Source organism: Achromobacter sp. HZ34 (genome assembly GCF_002209485.1).
In the GTDB taxonomy this organism is placed as follows: domain Bacteria; phylum Pseudomonadota; class Gammaproteobacteria; order Burkholderiales; family Burkholderiaceae_B; genus Bordetella_C.
This window is the reverse complement of sequence record NZ_NJIX01000001.1, coordinates 978,739-993,858: the sequence shown is the minus strand read 5'-3', so window position 1 is coordinate 993,858 and position 15,120 is coordinate 978,739. Positions and strand designations below refer to the sequence as shown.

The window sequence follows — 15,120 nt, the reverse complement described above, 5'->3', positions numbered from 1 at the left end:
CTTCCTATGGAGCCATTGTTCATGTCGCAAACGCCTACCCACGCCTTGCCCTCGTATCTGGACCCGGAGCATCTGGGCCCTTGGGGCGTCTACCTGCAACAGGTTGACCGTGTCACCCCGTACCTGGGCTCCCTGGGCCGCTGGGTGGAAACGCTGAAGCGCCCGAAGCGCGCGCTCATCGTCGACGTGCCGGTGGAACTGGATAACGGCCGCATCGCCCACTTCGAGGGCTATCGCGTCCAACACAACACGTCGCGCGGCCCGGGCAAGGGCGGCGTACGTTTTCACCAGGATGTGACGCTGTCGGAAGTGATGGCGCTGTCGGCCTGGATGTCGATCAAGAATGCCGCGGTGAACCTGCCTTATGGCGGTGCCAAGGGCGGTATCCGGGTGGATCCGCGCACGCTGTCGCAGAATGAGTTGGAAAAGATCACGCGCCGCTACACCAGCGAGATCGGCGTCATCATCGGGCCCTCGAAGGACATTCCCGCGCCGGACGTCAATACCAACGCCCAGATCATGGCGTGGATGATGGACACGTATTCGATGAACGAGGGGGCCACCGCCACCGGCGTGGTGACCGGCAAGCCGATCACGCTGGGCGGCAGCCTGGGCCGTGTCGAAGCCACTGGCCGCGGCGTGTTCGTGGTCGCTTGCGAAGCGGCGCGTGACGCCGGCGTTGCGGTGGAAGGTGCGCGCGTGGTGGTGCAGGGCTTCGGCAACGTGGGCGGCACGGCGGCGCGTTTGTTCAGCGGCGTTGGCGCCAAGATCATCGCGGTGCAGGATCACACGGGCACCATTCACAATCCCGCGGGCCTGGACGTGCCGGAATTGCTGGTGCATGTGGCGCAGCATGGTGGCGTGGGCGGCTTCAAGAAGGCGGAAGCCCTGGATCCCAAGGATTTCTGGACGCTGGAAACCGAGTTCCTGATCCCGGCCGCGCTGGAGTCGCAGATCACGGCCGAGAACGCGCCGAACATCCGCGCCAAGATCGTGGTGGAAGGCGCCAACGGCCCGACCACGCCGGCGGCCGACGATATCCTGTTCGAAAACGGCACGCTGGTGGTGCCGGACGTGCTGGCCAATGCGGGCGGCGTGACGGTCAGCTACTTCGAGTGGGTGCAGGACTTTTCCAGCTTCTTCTGGACGGAAGAGGAAATCAACCAGCGCCTGGAGCGCATCATGCGTGAAGCGTATGCGTCGATATCGCAGATGGCGCGCGACCAGAAGGTCACGCTGCGCACCGCCGCGTTCATCATGGCTTGCACCCGCATCCTGCAAGCCCGCCAGGTGCGTGGCCTGTATCCGTGATGGCAAGCTGAACGTCGACGCGCCAGCCGCGCATTCGTAGCGGCTGGCACGCCAGGTGCTCGCAAGGAACCCGCGTCCCGATGGCGCGGGTTTTTTGTTGTTGCGTCGCGGCCACTGGAACGGCAAGCTACGCATCACGGCGCAATCAACGGGCCAACACTCACCTTTGCGGCTTGCCCCTGCTGGCGGCTGAACCACTCAAGGAGCGAATACCATGAAAATCGACCTGATCGGCAAGACGGCCATCGTTACGGGATCGACCAAGGGCATAGGCCTGGCGACGGCGAAGGGCCTGGCGGACAGTGGCGCAACCGTGGTTGTCAATGGCCGTGGCCAGCTGGATGTCGATGCCGCGATCGCGGAAGTGAAAGCGGCGGCGCCTGGTGCCGAGGTGCTTGGTTTTGCGGGCGACCTGGGCACGGCGGAAGGGTGCGATGCGTTGCTCGCGGCCTATCCCGCCTGCGACGTGCTCGTCAACAACGTCGGCATCTTCGGGCCGCAAGACTTCTTCGAGATTCCCGACAGCGAATGGACGCGGTTCTTCGAAGTCAACGTCATGTCGGGTGTGCGGCTGTCGCGTGCCTATGCGCCTGGCATGCAGGCCAAGGGCTGGGGGCGGGTGATTTTCCTGTCGTCCGAATCGGGCTTCAACATTCCGGCGGACATGATCCATTACGGCATGACCAAGACTGCCTGCACGGCCATCGCGCGCGGCTTGGCCAAACGCCTGGCCGGCACCGGCGTCACGGTGAATTCGGTACTGCCAGGGCCGACGCTTTCCGAGGGCGTCGCCGACATGCTCAAGGACGAAGTGAGCAAGACCGGCAAGTCCCTGGAAGAAGTGGGCAAGGCCTTCGTCATGGCCCATCGCCCAACTTCGCTGATCCAGCGCCTGGCGACGGTGGAAGAGGTCGCCAACCTGATCGTCTACGCCTGCTCGCCACAAGCCAGCGCCACCAGCGGCGCGGCGCTGCGGGTCGACGGCGGTGTGGTGGATAGTTTGTGAACCAGCCCTCGCACCGACATTCTTCTATCCCACCTACGATGCTCAAATCAAGCTCGGAAGAACTGATCTCGCGCCTGGCACTGCAACCGCACCCGGAAGGAGGGCACTTCAGGGAAACCTATCGTAGCCAGGAGCGGGTCAAGCGGTCGCATGGTGAGTCGACACGTTCGGCCGCCACTGCCATCTATTACCTGCTTCGCGGAGAGGAGAGGTCGACATGGCACCGAATCAAATCGGATGAGATGTGGCACTTCTACGATGGTGCGCCGTTGAATGTGTATGTCCTTCTGCCGGAGGACGAGGTGAAGGTTTTGTGCCTGGGCAATCCCTTGGAACACCAAGGAGCGGATTTTCAAGCGTTAGTTCCTGCAGGCGCCTGGTTCGCCGCGGCGTGCTCGGTCGCAGACGGCTACAGCCTGGTTGGCTGCACCGTGGCTCCTGGCTTCGAATTCGAAGAGTTCGAGATCGCCCAGGCAGACGTTCTTCTGAGAGATTGGCCACGGCACAGAGCGCTGATTGAACGCTTGGCATGAGTATGCCAACGGGCTGGAACGGACCGGCAGCCTGAATGTGAGCTGGCGTTTCTGACGGGCTGAATGTGTTGCTTGGCCGGGCGCGGGTTCAGCCGGTTCCCTGGCGGGCGTCGAAGGCCGTGCGCGCCGCCTCGATGCGGCTGAAATTGCCCTCCGCCCAAAGCCACACGCCACAGAAAGCGGCGCCCAGGCTCAGGCCCAGGTCGCTCAACCGGTATTCCACCTTGGGCGGGATGACCGGATGCACCGTGCGCTCGACCAGGCCGTCGCGCTCCATTTGCCGTAGCGTCTGTGTCAGCATTTTCTGGCTTATCGCCGGGATCAGCTTGCTGACCTCCGTGAACCGAAGCACGCTATGCTCGGCGAGGACTTCCAGGATCAGCATCGTCCACTTGTCCGCGACTTTCCCGATGATGTCCATGACGAGCATGTCGACGGCGGGATCGGATTGCGGCCAGGGTTTTTCGCGATGGGCGGTGGGTTTGCTCATATCACTCTCTTTTTGGTAAGTACCGATCTTTTTGGTGCCTTCTTCCCAAAAGATCGTGATCGTGAAAGTATCACGCCTACACCCCTGAATGGAGCGCATCATGAAGACAAAAGGCAACACCATCCTGATTACTGGCGGCGGTTCTGGTATCGGCGAAGCGCTTGCCCATCGCCTGCACGACCAAGGCAACAAGGTCTTGATCGCCGGCCGGCGCCTGGACGCATTGAAGAAGGCCGCGGCAGGCCGCCAGAACATCGTGCCCGTGGAGCTGGATATCGACAGTCCGGAGAAGATCGAGGCGTTCGCCCGGCGCATCGTTGCCGACCATCCGACGCTGAATGTCCTGATCAACAACGCCGGCATCATGCGGGCGGAGAAACTCGACCAGCGCCGCGATCTGTCGGATGCAGAGGCGACCATCACGACCAATCTGCTGGGGCCCATCCGCCTGATCAACGCACTGGTCGACCATCTGGCCAGCCAGCCCGACGCCACCATCATCAATAACTCGTCGGGTCTGGCATTCGTGCCGCTGATCCATACACCGACGTATTCGGCGACCAAGGCGGCCATCCACTCGTATACGGTTTCGCTGCGCGAAGTCCTCAAGGGCAGGATCGAGGTGATCGAACTTGCCCCGCCCGCGGTCCAGACCACCCTGACCCCGGGCCAGGAGAGCCGCGAAGGCTACCAGCCGCTGACGGAGTTCGCCGACGAAGTAGTGTCCTTGCTGAATACGCAACCCACGCCTGCGGAAGTGCTCGTCAAGCGCGTCGGCTTCCTGCGTTTCGCCGAGCAGGAGAATCGCTACGCTGAAGCGCTGAAGGCAGTGAACTCACACTGATGGGGTGCGCAGGTGGTGGGGGCGCGGATTGCACGCGTTCTTCACTGCCGCGGGGCCGAGGGCGGGATGGCGTCTGCACGGTACCGTGCCACAATCGGCCTAAGCCCCTTGTATCCGTGAGTCCCGCATGCCGCTCGACGCCGAAGACCTGAAACTGATCTCGCAGCAGACGCTGCACCATTACGAAGATCGCGCCGAGGAGTTTCGCCTCGGCACCCTCGATCATGACGTCAGCCAGAACATCGCTGCGCTGCTCGACAATATCCAGGGCGAGGCACCGTATCGCATCCTCGATCTGGGTTGCGGCCCGGGACGGGACCTGCGTGCTTTCACCGCGCTCGGCCATCACGCTGTTGGATTGGATGGAACGAGCCGGTTCGTGGAGATGGCACGCCAGGCGTCCGGCTGCGAGGTCTGGCAGCAGGACTTCCTGGCGCTCGATCTTCCGCCTGCCTCGTTCGATGGCATCTACGCCAATGCCTCGCTGTTCCATGTACCGAGCCAGGAACTGCCGCGCGTGCTCGCCGATCTGCGTGCCGCCCTGAAAGCGGATGGGGTCCTTTTCACTTCCAACCCGCGTGGCGCCAACGAGGAGGGTTGGAATCGTGGCCGTTATGGCGCGTATCACGACATGGATACGTGGCGAGCGTATGTCGAACGCGCCGGCTTCACGGAAATCATGCATTACTACCGTCCGGCGGGGCTGCCGAGAGAGCAGCAATCCTGGCTGGCGAGTGTGTGGCGCGCGGCGCGCTAGACGGGAAGCTTCGCCATCTTTTCGGACGGGGTGGAAGCAAACATCTCGCGCAATGCATCGGGTCAGCGCGTGTTCGGTCCACTCCGCAGCGCGAATCTGGACAAGGCATCACTAGAGGCTCTCGGCGCCTTGTGCGGGAGCAGGATCCAATCGATTTTCGCCCCCGACTGTGAGATTGGCGCCCGTGGCGCATTGATGACCGTCTCCTCGGTCTCGATACTGATCGGGCCGCGCGTTTCATCGTGCTGGGCAATGAGTGGGCCGACACGCGGTGACTTCAATCTGCGAGGAACCACTTTGCCTTTTCAGTGGCCCACGAGCTCCCTGACGCGTTAAGCCGGGTGGCTACGGGAAGCTGTGCTTCGTCAATGCAACCCGCAAAGCGCTTTCCGGGGCGCGCAGCCGAAACATTTGTCGGTGGCATTTCGTGGATCTTGGTCGACATCTCGGGCGAGTCTGGTCCTGGAGCAAGCTCGTGAGCAAGTGATGACCATCCGCGAATTCCGCAACCGGCTCTTCCATCATGAACCTGCCTGGAAGCGCTACCGCGTTCAAACCGAGGCGGATGCGTTGGGGCATCTCCGCGAAAAGCTCGACACGATCGAAAAGCTCCTTGCATTGATACACCCCGAGAATCTGCGTCTGTTGGAGCGACGTCAAACTATTCAGTTCGGCGAGTCTCACAGAGTGGATGGTCGTCCGACAGGACGAACTCGGTTTACATCAAGGGAAAGCAGGCTGCGATCTCGTGCAGCTCGCTATCAGTCAAAAGTAGGTATCCATAGAGGCGAATACGAACACCCAGACGCCACATCGGTTGAACGCGCTGGGATTGGACGTGAATGCATTAAGACGTGCCGAACTAATGCAAAAGGCCACGGCAAAGAGCGCCCGCAATTGCTTGTGTCTCATCAGCTATAGCGCGACACTCACATCGGCATTGCTCGATTCCACCGGCGGACCCGTCGCGGAAGTGTGCGGCCCCGCTGAATGCTTGTTTTCGGAGGCTTGGCGATGAGTAGACGCGTCCGGAGGTCTATTTTGCGTGCAATCATCGGCATTCCGTTGATAGGTATCCGTTCCGTATCCGCTTCAGCTGAGGACGACAAGCCCGACGCTGTAGCGGCTGGCCGATGGATGGATGAAGCCCTGACCACGCGGGCGTCAGACTCACCGTTGCGGCTGCAACGGTTTGCGGATCCAGTCTATGTCCTTTCGAGTGCCATCGCTTGGACGCCAAACAGAGATCAAACGGATTTTTCAGCAGTCGTTGCGCCGCGCGGCTTCGTCACTGACCTTGCCTCAATACCGCGCGTCTTCTGGGTCGCGTTGCGGCCCGATGCGGATTACGCTTATGCGGCGATCATCCATGATTTCCTCTACTGGCAGCAGGTCATACCCAAAGATCGGGCAGATCTCATATTCAAGATGAGCATGGAAGACTTTCAACTGAGCAAGACGACAGTTGCGACGCTCTACTACGCTGTTGCCCGACTCGGGCACTCAGCATGGCGTGAGAACGCGCTGGCCAGATCTCGTGGAGAGCGGCGGATTCTTCGGAAATTCCCACCGGATGCACGGACAACCTGGGAACAATGGAAGGCGCGGAATGATGTCTTTGCAACGTAGCTGATTTGCGGTGCGGTATATGGAGAGAGCATATCCGTTGCTTCTTGCCTGTCTTATAGCAATGGTGAGCATGGACAGAGCAATTTCCGCAACGACCGTATTGACCCCGTTGGGACCTCAGCCTTCGGTTATGTCGCCGCAGGAACGGTCCATTTCGCTGTACGAAGCTAGCTTTGCGTTGACGATTAGCGTTGCCTCTTACGACGATAAGAAAAACTGGCGGGACCTACCAAGTACGACGAAGGAAATTGATGACCTTTCTTTGGCGTTGCGCAAGCATGGATTCCAGGTCACTCGTTTAAAGGATCCTACCGGCGACGAATTGGAGCGGGAAATATCTCGGTTTGTTGGCGTGTACGGCCGTCTTGAGAATACGCGTATCGTCATCGTTTTCTCAGGCCATGGGTACGTCGAACGATCGAATAACACGGCATATTTCGTACCTCGTGATGCAGGTTCGCCCACGACGGTGGGATCCAACTTCTACATTACGGCCCTTGCATTGGAAGACTTCCGATCCAAAGTCATGCGAATGCATGCCAAGCACGGCCTCTTTATTTTCGATAACTGCTATTCCGGCATGATATTTCGGTCCGCGCCGGCGGCAAACTATCCGGCAGAGCGTGGCAATACGACTATAGACCGTTGGAGGTACCTGGATCGAAACGCCAAGACACCCGTGCGCCAGTTCATCTCAGCCGGTGGGCCGGATGAGTTGTTGCCAGCAACCAGCATTTTTGCGAGGGCCCTGCTCGAAGGGTTGGCGGGCGCGGCCTCGCGCGGGCACGATGGATACGTCACCGGGAAGGAGCTCGGGCTTTTCGTGAGTGAGCAAGTAACCAATCAGAGCCGCAACCAACTTCCGCTCTCTGATGTCCTCGGGAGTAACCTTGGGGACATGGTCTTTCAGGTCGCAATTCCACGGGCTTTCAGCGATGTACCTGCAAATCCCGTCATGCCCGCAGGAAATCTGCCCCGGGCGACCGACGCAGTCGCAACAAGCGCGCTCATAAATGACCTGGATACGCTACGGAATGAACTGGATTTGAGCAAAGCGGCTTTTAATGCAAAGGAGGCAAGCCAACGATTCTCCAATATTGCCAGCCGATTGCCCCACTGGTATTACCCAGCCAGAATGGCCGCATTGAAAGGCTGCCAGGCTTATGCTACTGACCTCGAATTGTTGCGATCCCTATCGGACAAATGGACTGGTGATGACTACTCGTTGGTAAAGTGCGAGATCGCGGCATATCGCACACTAGGGCAGGAGGCTGCGCTTGCGAAAGCATCGGCCCGTGGCGCGGCAGCCTATGAAGATACGGACACATTTACACGAAAACTGATAGTGGGCCCCACCACATTCCACACTGTCAACGGACAATGGGTTGTCATTGCGCAGCGACGCGGTGATGCCCTCGAACTTTCTTTCACTGACGGTTGGGTGGGCGGGAAAAACGTGGAGCAGGTGAAGAAGATCACCGTTGGCGTCTACTATCGCCCCCCGGATGGCGGACCTTGGCAAAAAAAGCACAAGCGCGCTTGCGAGGTTCCTTTCGATAACGGTTCTGCAAAAGGTTCCGATATTTTCAAGCCGGTCAAGGCCAAGAGCTTCCAATGTTCGATTGAACTCATTCCTGCGACCAGACTTGCTGGCGTACAGGTAGTACTTACCTTTGATTTGGGTGATTCGAAATCGCATATGTACTCCACGCCATACCTTGCCCCAAGCCGGGTGGCGGGTGATAGGCAGGCCAAGGAGTAGTGATATCGGGAAAAGGGGCAGCACTCGCTAGCAAACGCCGCCACCATATTCGCTGTGTGCGCTGCATCCACCGCATATGCAGTCCGATAGGGGATGCTCTGTCTGAGTTGGTGGCTAGATGTCAGGCAGGAGACGACACGTTGGCGGCGCAATTGCCTCGGAACGTGCCAGCGCGGTTCCTGATTTCCGCGCCGGAGGTATTTACCACGGGGTAGGGTCGTTCGGAGCGGCCGGTGGCTAGGGGGCGTAGTAGACCTTGACAGGGTAGTTGTAGTCGTGGCCTCGGGCGGCACACCATTCAGGGAAGGTGCCGACCGGGTTCTTCGAATACGCTCGCCAATCTTCGAGCAGGCAATCCAGATGCCGCGCGTCAGCAGAATACCGTGCAAACATCTCTGGATCCGGGGCGTTCGCGATGAGGGTTCGGGCAAGCTCGAGCGCCGCCGCCGCCACCTCGACCGAGCCGATGAAATGCGACTCGTCGAGATGATGCGTTGCGAAGTCGACATCGCCGAGCGCGAAGTCGATCAATTGCTTGCGCACGGGGACGTCGTCCGGGCACAGGGACAGTGCCCGCGCCAGTAATTCACGGTCGCGATTGAGAATACCCAGCCATCGGACAGGCACGTTCGTGCCGGCGTCTTCCTGCATCCACGCTTGCAGCGTCGGCAACAGGAAACGCTTGATGAGCGGTTGGGCCAGGAAATGATGCACGCTCGGCGCCAGCGCATTGGCCTCAAGGATTTGTGTCGCCGCAAGCCTTGCCGTCGCGCTATCGAAAGAACGTGAAGCTTCAAGGTAAAGGTCCAGCGCCCGGAACGCCTCTCGTCTCAAGCCCTGCTCGCGAAAGCGGCAATACGCGGCAAGCGGCTTGAGATGCTCGTCAGCCTCAAGCTGCTGCGCGATCTGAAGCAGTCCCTCGAAATTGTCCTTGTTCCAGTAATACATGTGCATGCGACGAGCGGTATTCGAGCCGCTGCTAGTGGATACCCCGGCGGCGTAGTTTAACGATTCGTCCTGTCGCACCTGTAACGGTCGGTGCAACTTTCTCGCTGATACGATCAGCGCACTCAAAAATCTCGCGTTTTCCCGCTGATCCTCAACACCAATGTCCGATCCTGGACCAGGAGGCCCTCGCATGACCCGCCGTAGCACGCTCGCCAGCACTGCCGCCGTATTCGCTCTGTGCGCTGCATCCACCGCATACGCCCAGTCCGATGTCCAAGTCGTCGAGACCACCGTCGCGCGCAGTGCCAACGTGTGCCCCGGGCACAGCAAGGACCGCACCACGCCGACCGTCAAGCTGGTGCCCGTGGGCGGCCTGCGCGTGCTGTTGGACAAGGGCTTGGTGATGTGCCCCGACCGTCGCCTGGACGCCGACGCGCCCGCGGTCTGGTACGGCCAATGGGGCGTCTACACCTGGAACCCCGAAGTGGACGGCGCCGGCAAGCTCGTGGCCGCGCAGATCGACAAGATGACGCGCGACGAAAGCTTCCCCAATGACACGCTGGTGTGGGACGCCAAGGGCCAGGTACTCAAGAACCGCACCGTTCCCGCGTTCGAGCCGCGCCCCGGCGCCGCGGTGCGCGTCAAAGTGCGGTGATCGATTCCCCGCGTAGCGTTTTGACAGAGAATTTATTTCTGTTTGCTACGTGATGATTGGGTGCGCCGCCGCGGTTCCTGGCGGCGGCAAGGCAACGGCACGCACCATCAACGCACGTTCAACGCACTAACAGGAGCTGACGTATTGGCGGGCTGGTTTTCCTTGAGTGAACGGGCATCGCGCATCACGGCCGGCATCGGCGGCCTTGCTGCCATCGTGGTGAGCTGGGGCATCGGCTTGTTCGAAACCCGCACCGTGCCCGTGCAACCGACGCTCGCCGTTGGCCAGCCCGTCGAGGCGGGCCAGTGGACACTGCGCCTGGACCGGGTGGATGTCAGCGACCGCGTGCCTGGTACTACCCGCGCCTGGCTTGCGGGGCGCAAGGTCATCGTGCTGTATCTGCAGGCCAGCAACCGTACCGCCGAGACCAGCAATTCCTTCATGCAGGCGGTCAAGCTGGACACGCCCATCGCGGGCGCGGATGCCAGGCCCACGGCTTATCTGATGCGTGACCACGCCATCCTGGCCGATCTGCAACCCGCCTTGCCGGAAGACATGGCATTGGTGTGGAGCTTTCCCGCCGATGCCCAGGTGCCGGCAACGGTACGCTTCAAGATCGAAGCCTTGCGCTACAAGGCCGTCGACAATCTGTACGCGCAACCCCTGTGGTCCAACCCGCGCGAGGTCGGTGTGGTCGACCTGCCCGTGCCGTCGACCGAGAGCGCGGGTCATACATGAGCCGTCTCGCCGGAATCGCCGTCCTCGTTCTCATGTTTGCCGCGCTCGCCGCACTGCGCGCGACCACACCGAGCTATGTGCGCATCACAGGACCCATCGCTGCCGCCGGCGCCCCGGCCAAGGCGGTGCCTGCCGGCAATCTCGTGATCGAGACCGGCAGCCCGCGCCTTGCGCGCACCTTGCGCTTCAAGGCCAACGGCAAAGTCGAAACGCGTGACAGCGGCGGGGTGTGGCTGGTGGTGCCGGTGCGCTCGCAGGCCGAACGCATGACGGCGCGCGTGCAGGGCGCCGTTTGGGAGACCGCCGATGGGCGCCGTTATACGGCCAGCAGCCGTGTTGCCAGCGCCGACGCCGTGCTGTCGCCCGTGAAGACCCTGCAGCCCGGCTTGCAGCGGCGCGACCTGCTGGTGTTCGAGCTGCCAGCCGGCGCGCCGCCTGGCGGCACGTTGCTGCTATCGGAGGACAGATACCCGCGCCTGACCGCGCAAGCGCGTATCCCATATCCGGCCACGGCGCTGGAAACGCCGGCAACCGTGCTGGATCTGGACGAACTACATGCCAAGCCTTGAGACCCTGCCGCGTGCCGCCTTGCCGGAACGGCGGATGCGCTGGCGCTCGGCCATCGCCTTGCTGGTGCTGGTGCCATGCACGATGGCCGCGGTGGGCTGGCGTGACCTGCGCGAATTGCGCCGTGGGCTTGAGCTGCAGGCGATCGACGTGGCCGCCGCGGGCACGGCCGACGGGACCGCCAACGGGGCTGCCGACGCGGCTGCCAACGGCGGTGCCAACTACAACGACGCGCGCATCGAGCTTGTCGGGCTGCGGGCGATTCCATTCGAACCGGGCTTGCCGGAGGACCGTACGTTCCTGCGGGCGCGCCTCGTCGTCGAGCCCCAGCACCCGAACACCCAGTGGCTGGATTGCACCATCCGCGTGGTCGATTTCGCCGGCCGTGCCTGGACCGACATCGACCCGGTACCGCGCCTGGTGCGACGCACCCTGGCGCGCCCTGGCGAAGCCGAAGGAACGGGCTGTAAAGGCCTGGCCGTGACGCAAGCCAAGCCAGGCAGCAAGGTCGTCATCGATGCCTATTACCTGGTGCCGCGCCGCGTGCTCGATGACCTGCACGTCACCATGAGCACCATGGATGGACGGCCGGCCTATCTGCGGTTTCCCAAGAGTCCTGCACAATGAGCGATCGATCCCTACGCTCCGGGCCGCTGGGCCTCATTCCCGACAGTCTGGGCCTGTGGTTCAGGTTCCTGCCCCAATTGCTGGCGCTCGCCTTGGCCGGCGCCTTGCTCAACGTGCTGTTCGTCCAGGGCGCCGTCTGGCTCGGTTATCACAACCGGCTGGCGGGCTTGCTGTCGCTGACGCTGGTGGTGCTAATCAAGCTGGTCGTCATCGTGCTGATGTTCGAAACGCTGAAACCGGCGTTGCCGGCGATGACGCAAGCGTCGCAGGCGGCGCTGGGGGAGAACAGCGCTGTCCAGGCGGATCCCCAGTGGAGAAAGCTTCCAGGCGTTGTCTCGCAGGCCCTCGTGCCGTTCTTCGTGTATTACGCGGCCTGGGGCTTCCTCAGCGACACGATCCGCCAGTATGCGCGCGAGGGTCTGGTCCAGTTCAACCCATTCGACGACACGTACAGCGGTTCACTGTTCACCGTGTCCGGCGGTTGGGGGCTGTTTGCCGCGGTGCTGCTGTTGTGGGTGATCCGGCGTAGCGCCAAGATGCTCAGGCAACGCAGCCAGCATCCGATCTTCAACGTGCTGATCGTGCTATGCGATGCGGGGTGGACGTTCGTCGGCCTGTACGTCATCACCGAATGGCGGGGCGGCATTTTCCGCTGGCTGGCCGGACATTCCATCGGTGACCTGTGGCGATCCATCAGCCAGGGGATCAACCTGATAGGCACCGCGCACGCCGCGCTGCCCATCCCGGTCGAGGATACCCCACCGGCCCTGACCGATACGCTGAGCCGGCTGTTCTTTTCCGCCTTGCTGCCCATCGTCTGGCTGGCGCTGGCCGCCTTGATCTATCGCTACGACGTGCACGCGAAAGAGCTGGAAGCGTCTGGCGTGTGGTCGCGCCGGGCCAACAGCGTACTTGGCCGCTGGCAGAATCTGCCTAAGTGGATGCGCAATTTCGTCGGGCACTTCTGGGCCGGGACCGCTTCGCGCTATCGGGCGGCCGCCAACAGCGTGTATCTGGTGATGGCCACCGGTGTCGCGCCGCTGGCCTTGTTGGTGGTCCTGTACCGGGCGCTGGATTGGGTGTCCGCGTGGGCGTGGGTGGGCGTGACCGAACTGGTCGGGCCGCGGCCCCTCGTGGTGTGGTCGGCGCTGGCCGATCAGGTGTCCATCCTGCTGGGCCCGCCCAGCTTTCCGGGCGATGGCATCCTGCCCCAGACCTTGAAGATCTGCCTGCTGGCAGCGGCGCTGGAACGGTCCTTCCGCGCAGGGCGGTCCTGGCGCGCCTTGGCATGATGACGGCGCGCCAGTGCGTAGGGGTGCGTGCTTCGATGGCGCGCTTCAGCACCAGTACCGTCGCCGCGCGCTTCAGCCCTTTGCAGCCGCGCTGCCTGCGATGGCATCGAAGCCCAGGCGCAAGGCGTGATCGCGGATGTCGCCCGGCCAACGGGCGATCTGGGCGGTGAACGTGGCGCGGTCGTCGGCGAAGAGGGCACGCGCTGCTTCCTCGAACCCGGGCAGGTCGCCGGCCACCGCCTGCATGAAGTGGTAAGCCGCGTCGCGCGCCTGCCGGATGCGGGCTTTTTCCTTGCCGGACCGGCGTGCTTCTTCCACCAGTTTGCGCAGCGCGATGGACGCACCGCCTGGCTGGGTCGCCAGCCATTCCCAATGGCGGGGCAGCAAGGTTATCTCACGCGCGACCACGCCCAGCTTGGGCCGGCCACGCCCGCGCGGCCGGGCGGCAGCCTCGGCGTCGGCCTGGTGGCGGGCGACTGCCGCCGCCGCGGCCACCTGCGCCGCCGTCAGCGCGACGACCACAGGATGCTGCGCAAGGCGCGCGATGACCGCGGTACTGTCGCCGCGCGTGTCGATATCCACGGTGCGTCCCGTACTGTCGTCGAACAGCAGCAGGGGACCCGCCGCGCCATCGTCGAGGGCGTTCTTCAACGCGGTGGCCGCGGCCTCGATGCTGCCGCTGGCAAGGCGGCGATGGCCGTCGAAGCTGCTGAACGAGGGCGGTTGCGGCAAGGTAGGCGCGGAAGGGGGCGCGGCAGACGGGGGCACGGATCACTTCGACGAGAATGACGACGGCATAAACGATAATCATTCTTAAATGAAAAGTACAGTCCCTATTTTCGGAAACCGTGCTTGATCATTCGACCGTCGGCCTGTCATCAGGCGATGTGGGTTCGGCCAGCGTAACGCCGCAGCGCGTGACCGGCACCGGCCCGAGCATACGCGCGGGCAGGCACCTCGGCGGCAGGAACTACTTCTTCGGCAGGAACTCCGGCTTGAACACGCCCACCAGCGCCTCGTAGGGTATGGTCAGTTCCGGTTCGCCATGCGAGTACGGTGCGATGCTGTAGGCGTCGTACTTGACCACCACGCCATCGCGCGTCAACGCGAAGTTGTCGCTTTCGGAGAACGGGAAAGTGCGGGCATAGGCGGTGGGATCGCGCTTGGCGTCGTCGTTGCCGGCCAGCCACTTGTCGTAGACCTTGCGCAGGGCGGCGGTGAACTGGTCGTGACGGCCCGGAATGATGGCCTCGTCCAGCGCCAGCACGCGGCCGGAGCTACGCTGCCAGTTCAGGTATTGGGTGGCCGGAATACCGTGCGCCGCGCCGGCGAAGTACTGCTGGGTATGCAGTTCGACCGCGACGATGTCGCCCACCGTGTCCTTCACGTTGGCCTTGAAATACGTGGCGTCGCGCGGCTGCGCCGTTTTCCAGAACCAGACGGCATATTCGTCCAGGGTCTCGTAGGGGCCACGCAGGCGCTGGTCGGTGCCGGTCATATAGGCCAGCACGTGGTCGATCAATTGCGTCAGCCGCGGGATGGCGGGGAAGGCCACCGAGTCGACCTCGATGCGCGGGCAGTCGTCACCCTTGCAGCCGGGCTTGCTGCGTTTCCACTCGATCGATTTCACCTCGACGTCGCCCTTGACTACGCTGGGGCCCGCTTGCTGCGACGGCAGGCTTATGGTCTCCGGCGGGGTGCTGCCGCAGGCGGCCAGCAGGGCGATGCATAGCGCGGCGCCGCCCGCCTGCAGCGCACGCCTGCCGCGGCGTGCCGGCGTCGCCGAGCGCGAGCTCGCTGGAGTAAGGGAAAGCGGAGGCGAACGAAGGGGAAGAGAAAAAAGCGGCAACATCGGTCATTCCTGCGGTTGGCGCGAACACGACGGCTTGGCGCCGCGCCGCATGATGATATCGGAATCGGCCGGCTGCACCGCGCGCACCTGGCGCGGTCCCGGCACTGCC

General features: G+C 62.6%; 16 protein-coding genes. 12 read left to right on the top strand and 4 right to left on the bottom strand.

Going from position 1 to position 15,120, the window contains the following annotated elements:
* Nucleotides 1–21 precede the first annotated feature (21 nt).
* From CEY05_RS04205 to CEY05_RS04195, 3 genes are all read left to right on the top strand, one after another.
* Entirely contained in the window at nucleotides 22–1,311 is a 1,290-nt protein-coding gene (locus CEY05_RS04205; RefSeq protein WP_088596241.1) for a Glu/Leu/Phe/Val dehydrogenase, read from the top strand.
* Between the two features lie 214 nt (nucleotides 1,312–1,525).
* Complete coding sequence (locus CEY05_RS04200) at nucleotides 1,526–2,317, top strand: SDR family NAD(P)-dependent oxidoreductase (RefSeq protein WP_088596093.1); 792 nt, start codon at nucleotides 1,526–1,528, stop codon at nucleotides 2,315–2,317.
* Between the two features lie 38 nt (nucleotides 2,318–2,355).
* Nucleotides 2,356–2,850 carry a cupin domain-containing protein gene (locus CEY05_RS04195; RefSeq protein ID WP_088596092.1) on the top strand — a complete coding sequence of 165 codons (495 nt, stop codon included), beginning with the start codon at nucleotides 2,356–2,358 and terminating at the stop codon, nucleotides 2,848–2,850.
* 88 nt (nucleotides 2,851–2,938) lie between these two features.
* On the opposite strand, the gene CEY05_RS04190 is transcribed toward CEY05_RS04195, so the two are convergent.
* The gene (locus CEY05_RS04190) at nucleotides 2,939–3,340 is read right to left on the bottom strand and encodes a helix-turn-helix domain-containing protein (RefSeq protein WP_088596091.1); all 402 of its coding nucleotides are present in this window, start codon (nucleotides 3,338–3,340) and stop codon (nucleotides 2,939–2,941) included.
* A 100-nt stretch (nucleotides 3,341–3,440) separates the two neighbouring features.
* Here CEY05_RS04190 and CEY05_RS04185 point away from each other — a divergent pair, with 100 nt between their 5' ends.
* The 4 genes from CEY05_RS04185 to CEY05_RS04165 all read left to right on the top strand — a co-directional run bounded on the left by CEY05_RS04185 (nucleotide 3,441) and on the right by CEY05_RS04165 (nucleotide 8,332).
* Nucleotides 3,441–4,184: an SDR family oxidoreductase gene (locus tag CEY05_RS04185; protein WP_088596240.1), complete on the top strand. Its 744-nt coding sequence runs from the start codon at nucleotides 3,441–3,443 to the stop codon at nucleotides 4,182–4,184.
* A 127-nt stretch (nucleotides 4,185–4,311) separates the two neighbouring features.
* A complete protein-coding gene (locus CEY05_RS04180; protein ID WP_088596090.1) occupies nucleotides 4,312–4,941 on the top strand; it encodes a class I SAM-dependent methyltransferase in 630 nt (209 codons plus the stop codon).
* A gap of 1,041 nt (nucleotides 4,942–5,982) precedes the next feature.
* The gene (locus tag CEY05_RS04170) at nucleotides 5,983–6,570 is read left to right on the top strand and encodes a DUF1353 domain-containing protein (protein WP_198952669.1); all 588 of its coding nucleotides are present in this window, start codon (nucleotides 5,983–5,985) and stop codon (nucleotides 6,568–6,570) included.
* 70 nt (nucleotides 6,571–6,640) lie between these two features.
* The gene (locus CEY05_RS04165; RefSeq protein WP_158219248.1) at nucleotides 6,641–8,332 is read left to right on the top strand and encodes a caspase family protein; all 1,692 of its coding nucleotides are present in this window, start codon (nucleotides 6,641–6,643) and stop codon (nucleotides 8,330–8,332) included.
* A gap of 237 nt (nucleotides 8,333–8,569) precedes the next feature.
* Here CEY05_RS04165 and CEY05_RS04160 read toward each other — a convergent pair whose 3' ends face one another.
* Nucleotides 8,570–9,280 carry a hypothetical protein gene (locus CEY05_RS04160; protein ID WP_088596238.1) on the bottom strand — a complete coding sequence of 237 codons (711 nt, stop codon included), beginning with the start codon at nucleotides 9,278–9,280 and terminating at the stop codon, nucleotides 8,570–8,572.
* Between the two features lie 190 nt (nucleotides 9,281–9,470).
* On the opposite strand from CEY05_RS04160, the gene CEY05_RS04155 reads away from it, so the two are divergent.
* The 5 genes from CEY05_RS04155 (at nucleotide 9,471) to CEY05_RS04135 (ending at nucleotide 13,159) form a co-directional block, all read left to right on the top strand.
* Nucleotides 9,471–9,935: a hypothetical protein gene (locus CEY05_RS04155; protein ID WP_088596087.1), complete on the top strand. Its 465-nt coding sequence runs from the start codon at nucleotides 9,471–9,473 to the stop codon at nucleotides 9,933–9,935.
* Between the two features lie 144 nt (nucleotides 9,936–10,079).
* A complete protein-coding gene (locus CEY05_RS04150) occupies nucleotides 10,080–10,673 on the top strand; it encodes a hypothetical protein (protein ID WP_198952668.1) in 594 nt (197 codons plus the stop codon).
* The gene (locus CEY05_RS04145; protein WP_088596086.1) at nucleotides 10,670–11,242 is read left to right on the top strand and encodes a hypothetical protein; all 573 of its coding nucleotides are present in this window, start codon (nucleotides 10,670–10,672) and stop codon (nucleotides 11,240–11,242) included. Before CEY05_RS04150 ends, CEY05_RS04145 begins: the two co-directional genes overlap by 4 nt.
* Nucleotides 11,229–11,867 carry a hypothetical protein gene (locus CEY05_RS04140; protein WP_198952667.1) on the top strand — a complete coding sequence of 213 codons (639 nt, stop codon included), beginning with the start codon at nucleotides 11,229–11,231 and terminating at the stop codon, nucleotides 11,865–11,867. The genes CEY05_RS04145 and CEY05_RS04140 overlap by 14 nt, the downstream gene beginning before the upstream one ends.
* Entirely contained in the window at nucleotides 11,864–13,159 is a 1,296-nt protein-coding gene (locus CEY05_RS04135; protein ID WP_088596085.1) for a hypothetical protein, read from the top strand. The genes CEY05_RS04140 and CEY05_RS04135 overlap by 4 nt, the downstream gene beginning before the upstream one ends.
* 72 nt (nucleotides 13,160–13,231) lie before the next feature.
* Here the strand turns inward: CEY05_RS04135 and CEY05_RS04130 are convergent, their stop codons facing one another.
* Both CEY05_RS04130 and CEY05_RS04125 read right to left on the bottom strand, forming a co-directional pair.
* On the bottom strand, nucleotides 13,232–13,927 hold the full coding sequence (locus CEY05_RS04130) for a DUF2239 family protein (RefSeq protein WP_233161343.1): 696 nt from the start codon (nucleotides 13,925–13,927) through the stop codon (nucleotides 13,232–13,234).
* A 202-nt stretch (nucleotides 13,928–14,129) separates the two neighbouring features.
* Nucleotides 14,130–15,011 carry an RsiV family protein gene (locus CEY05_RS04125; RefSeq protein WP_088596083.1) on the bottom strand — a complete coding sequence of 294 codons (882 nt, stop codon included), beginning with the start codon at nucleotides 15,009–15,011 and terminating at the stop codon, nucleotides 14,130–14,132.
* Nucleotides 15,012–15,120: the final 109 nt, after the last annotated feature.

What these genes read in the sequence shown, in the direction of transcription:
- CEY05_RS04205 (WP_088596241.1), top strand. Translation starts at nt 22, where the DNA reads ATGTCGCAAACGCCTACCCACGCCTTGCCCTCGTATCTGGACCCGGAG.
- CEY05_RS04200 (WP_088596093.1), top strand. Translation starts at nt 1,526, where the DNA reads ATGAAAATCGACCTGATCGGCAAGACGGCCATCGTTACGGGATCGACC.
- CEY05_RS04195 (WP_088596092.1), top strand. Translation starts at nt 2,356, where the DNA reads ATGCTCAAATCAAGCTCGGAAGAACTGATCTCGCGCCTGGCACTGCAA.
- CEY05_RS04190 (WP_088596091.1), bottom strand. Translation starts at nt 3,340, where the DNA reads ATGAGCAAACCCACCGCCCATCGCGAAAAACCCTGGCCGCAATCCGAT.
- CEY05_RS04185 (WP_088596240.1), top strand. Translation starts at nt 3,441, where the DNA reads ATGAAGACAAAAGGCAACACCATCCTGATTACTGGCGGCGGTTCTGGT.
- CEY05_RS04180 (WP_088596090.1), top strand. Translation starts at nt 4,312, where the DNA reads ATGCCGCTCGACGCCGAAGACCTGAAACTGATCTCGCAGCAGACGCTG.
- CEY05_RS04165 (WP_158219248.1), top strand. Translation starts at nt 6,641, where the DNA reads ATGGACAGAGCAATTTCCGCAACGACCGTATTGACCCCGTTGGGACCT.
- CEY05_RS04160 (WP_088596238.1), bottom strand. Translation starts at nt 9,280, where the DNA reads ATGTATTACTGGAACAAGGACAATTTCGAGGGACTGCTTCAGATCGCG.
- CEY05_RS04155 (WP_088596087.1), top strand. Translation starts at nt 9,471, where the DNA reads ATGACCCGCCGTAGCACGCTCGCCAGCACTGCCGCCGTATTCGCTCTG.
- CEY05_RS04145 (WP_088596086.1), top strand. Translation starts at nt 10,670, where the DNA reads ATGAGCCGTCTCGCCGGAATCGCCGTCCTCGTTCTCATGTTTGCCGCG.
- CEY05_RS04140 (WP_198952667.1), top strand. Translation starts at nt 11,229, where the DNA reads ATGCCAAGCCTTGAGACCCTGCCGCGTGCCGCCTTGCCGGAACGGCGG.
- CEY05_RS04135 (WP_088596085.1), top strand. Translation starts at nt 11,864, where the DNA reads ATGAGCGATCGATCCCTACGCTCCGGGCCGCTGGGCCTCATTCCCGAC.
- CEY05_RS04125 (WP_088596083.1), bottom strand. Translation starts at nt 15,011, where the DNA reads ATGTTGCCGCTTTTTTCTCTTCCCCTTCGTTCGCCTCCGCTTTCCCTT.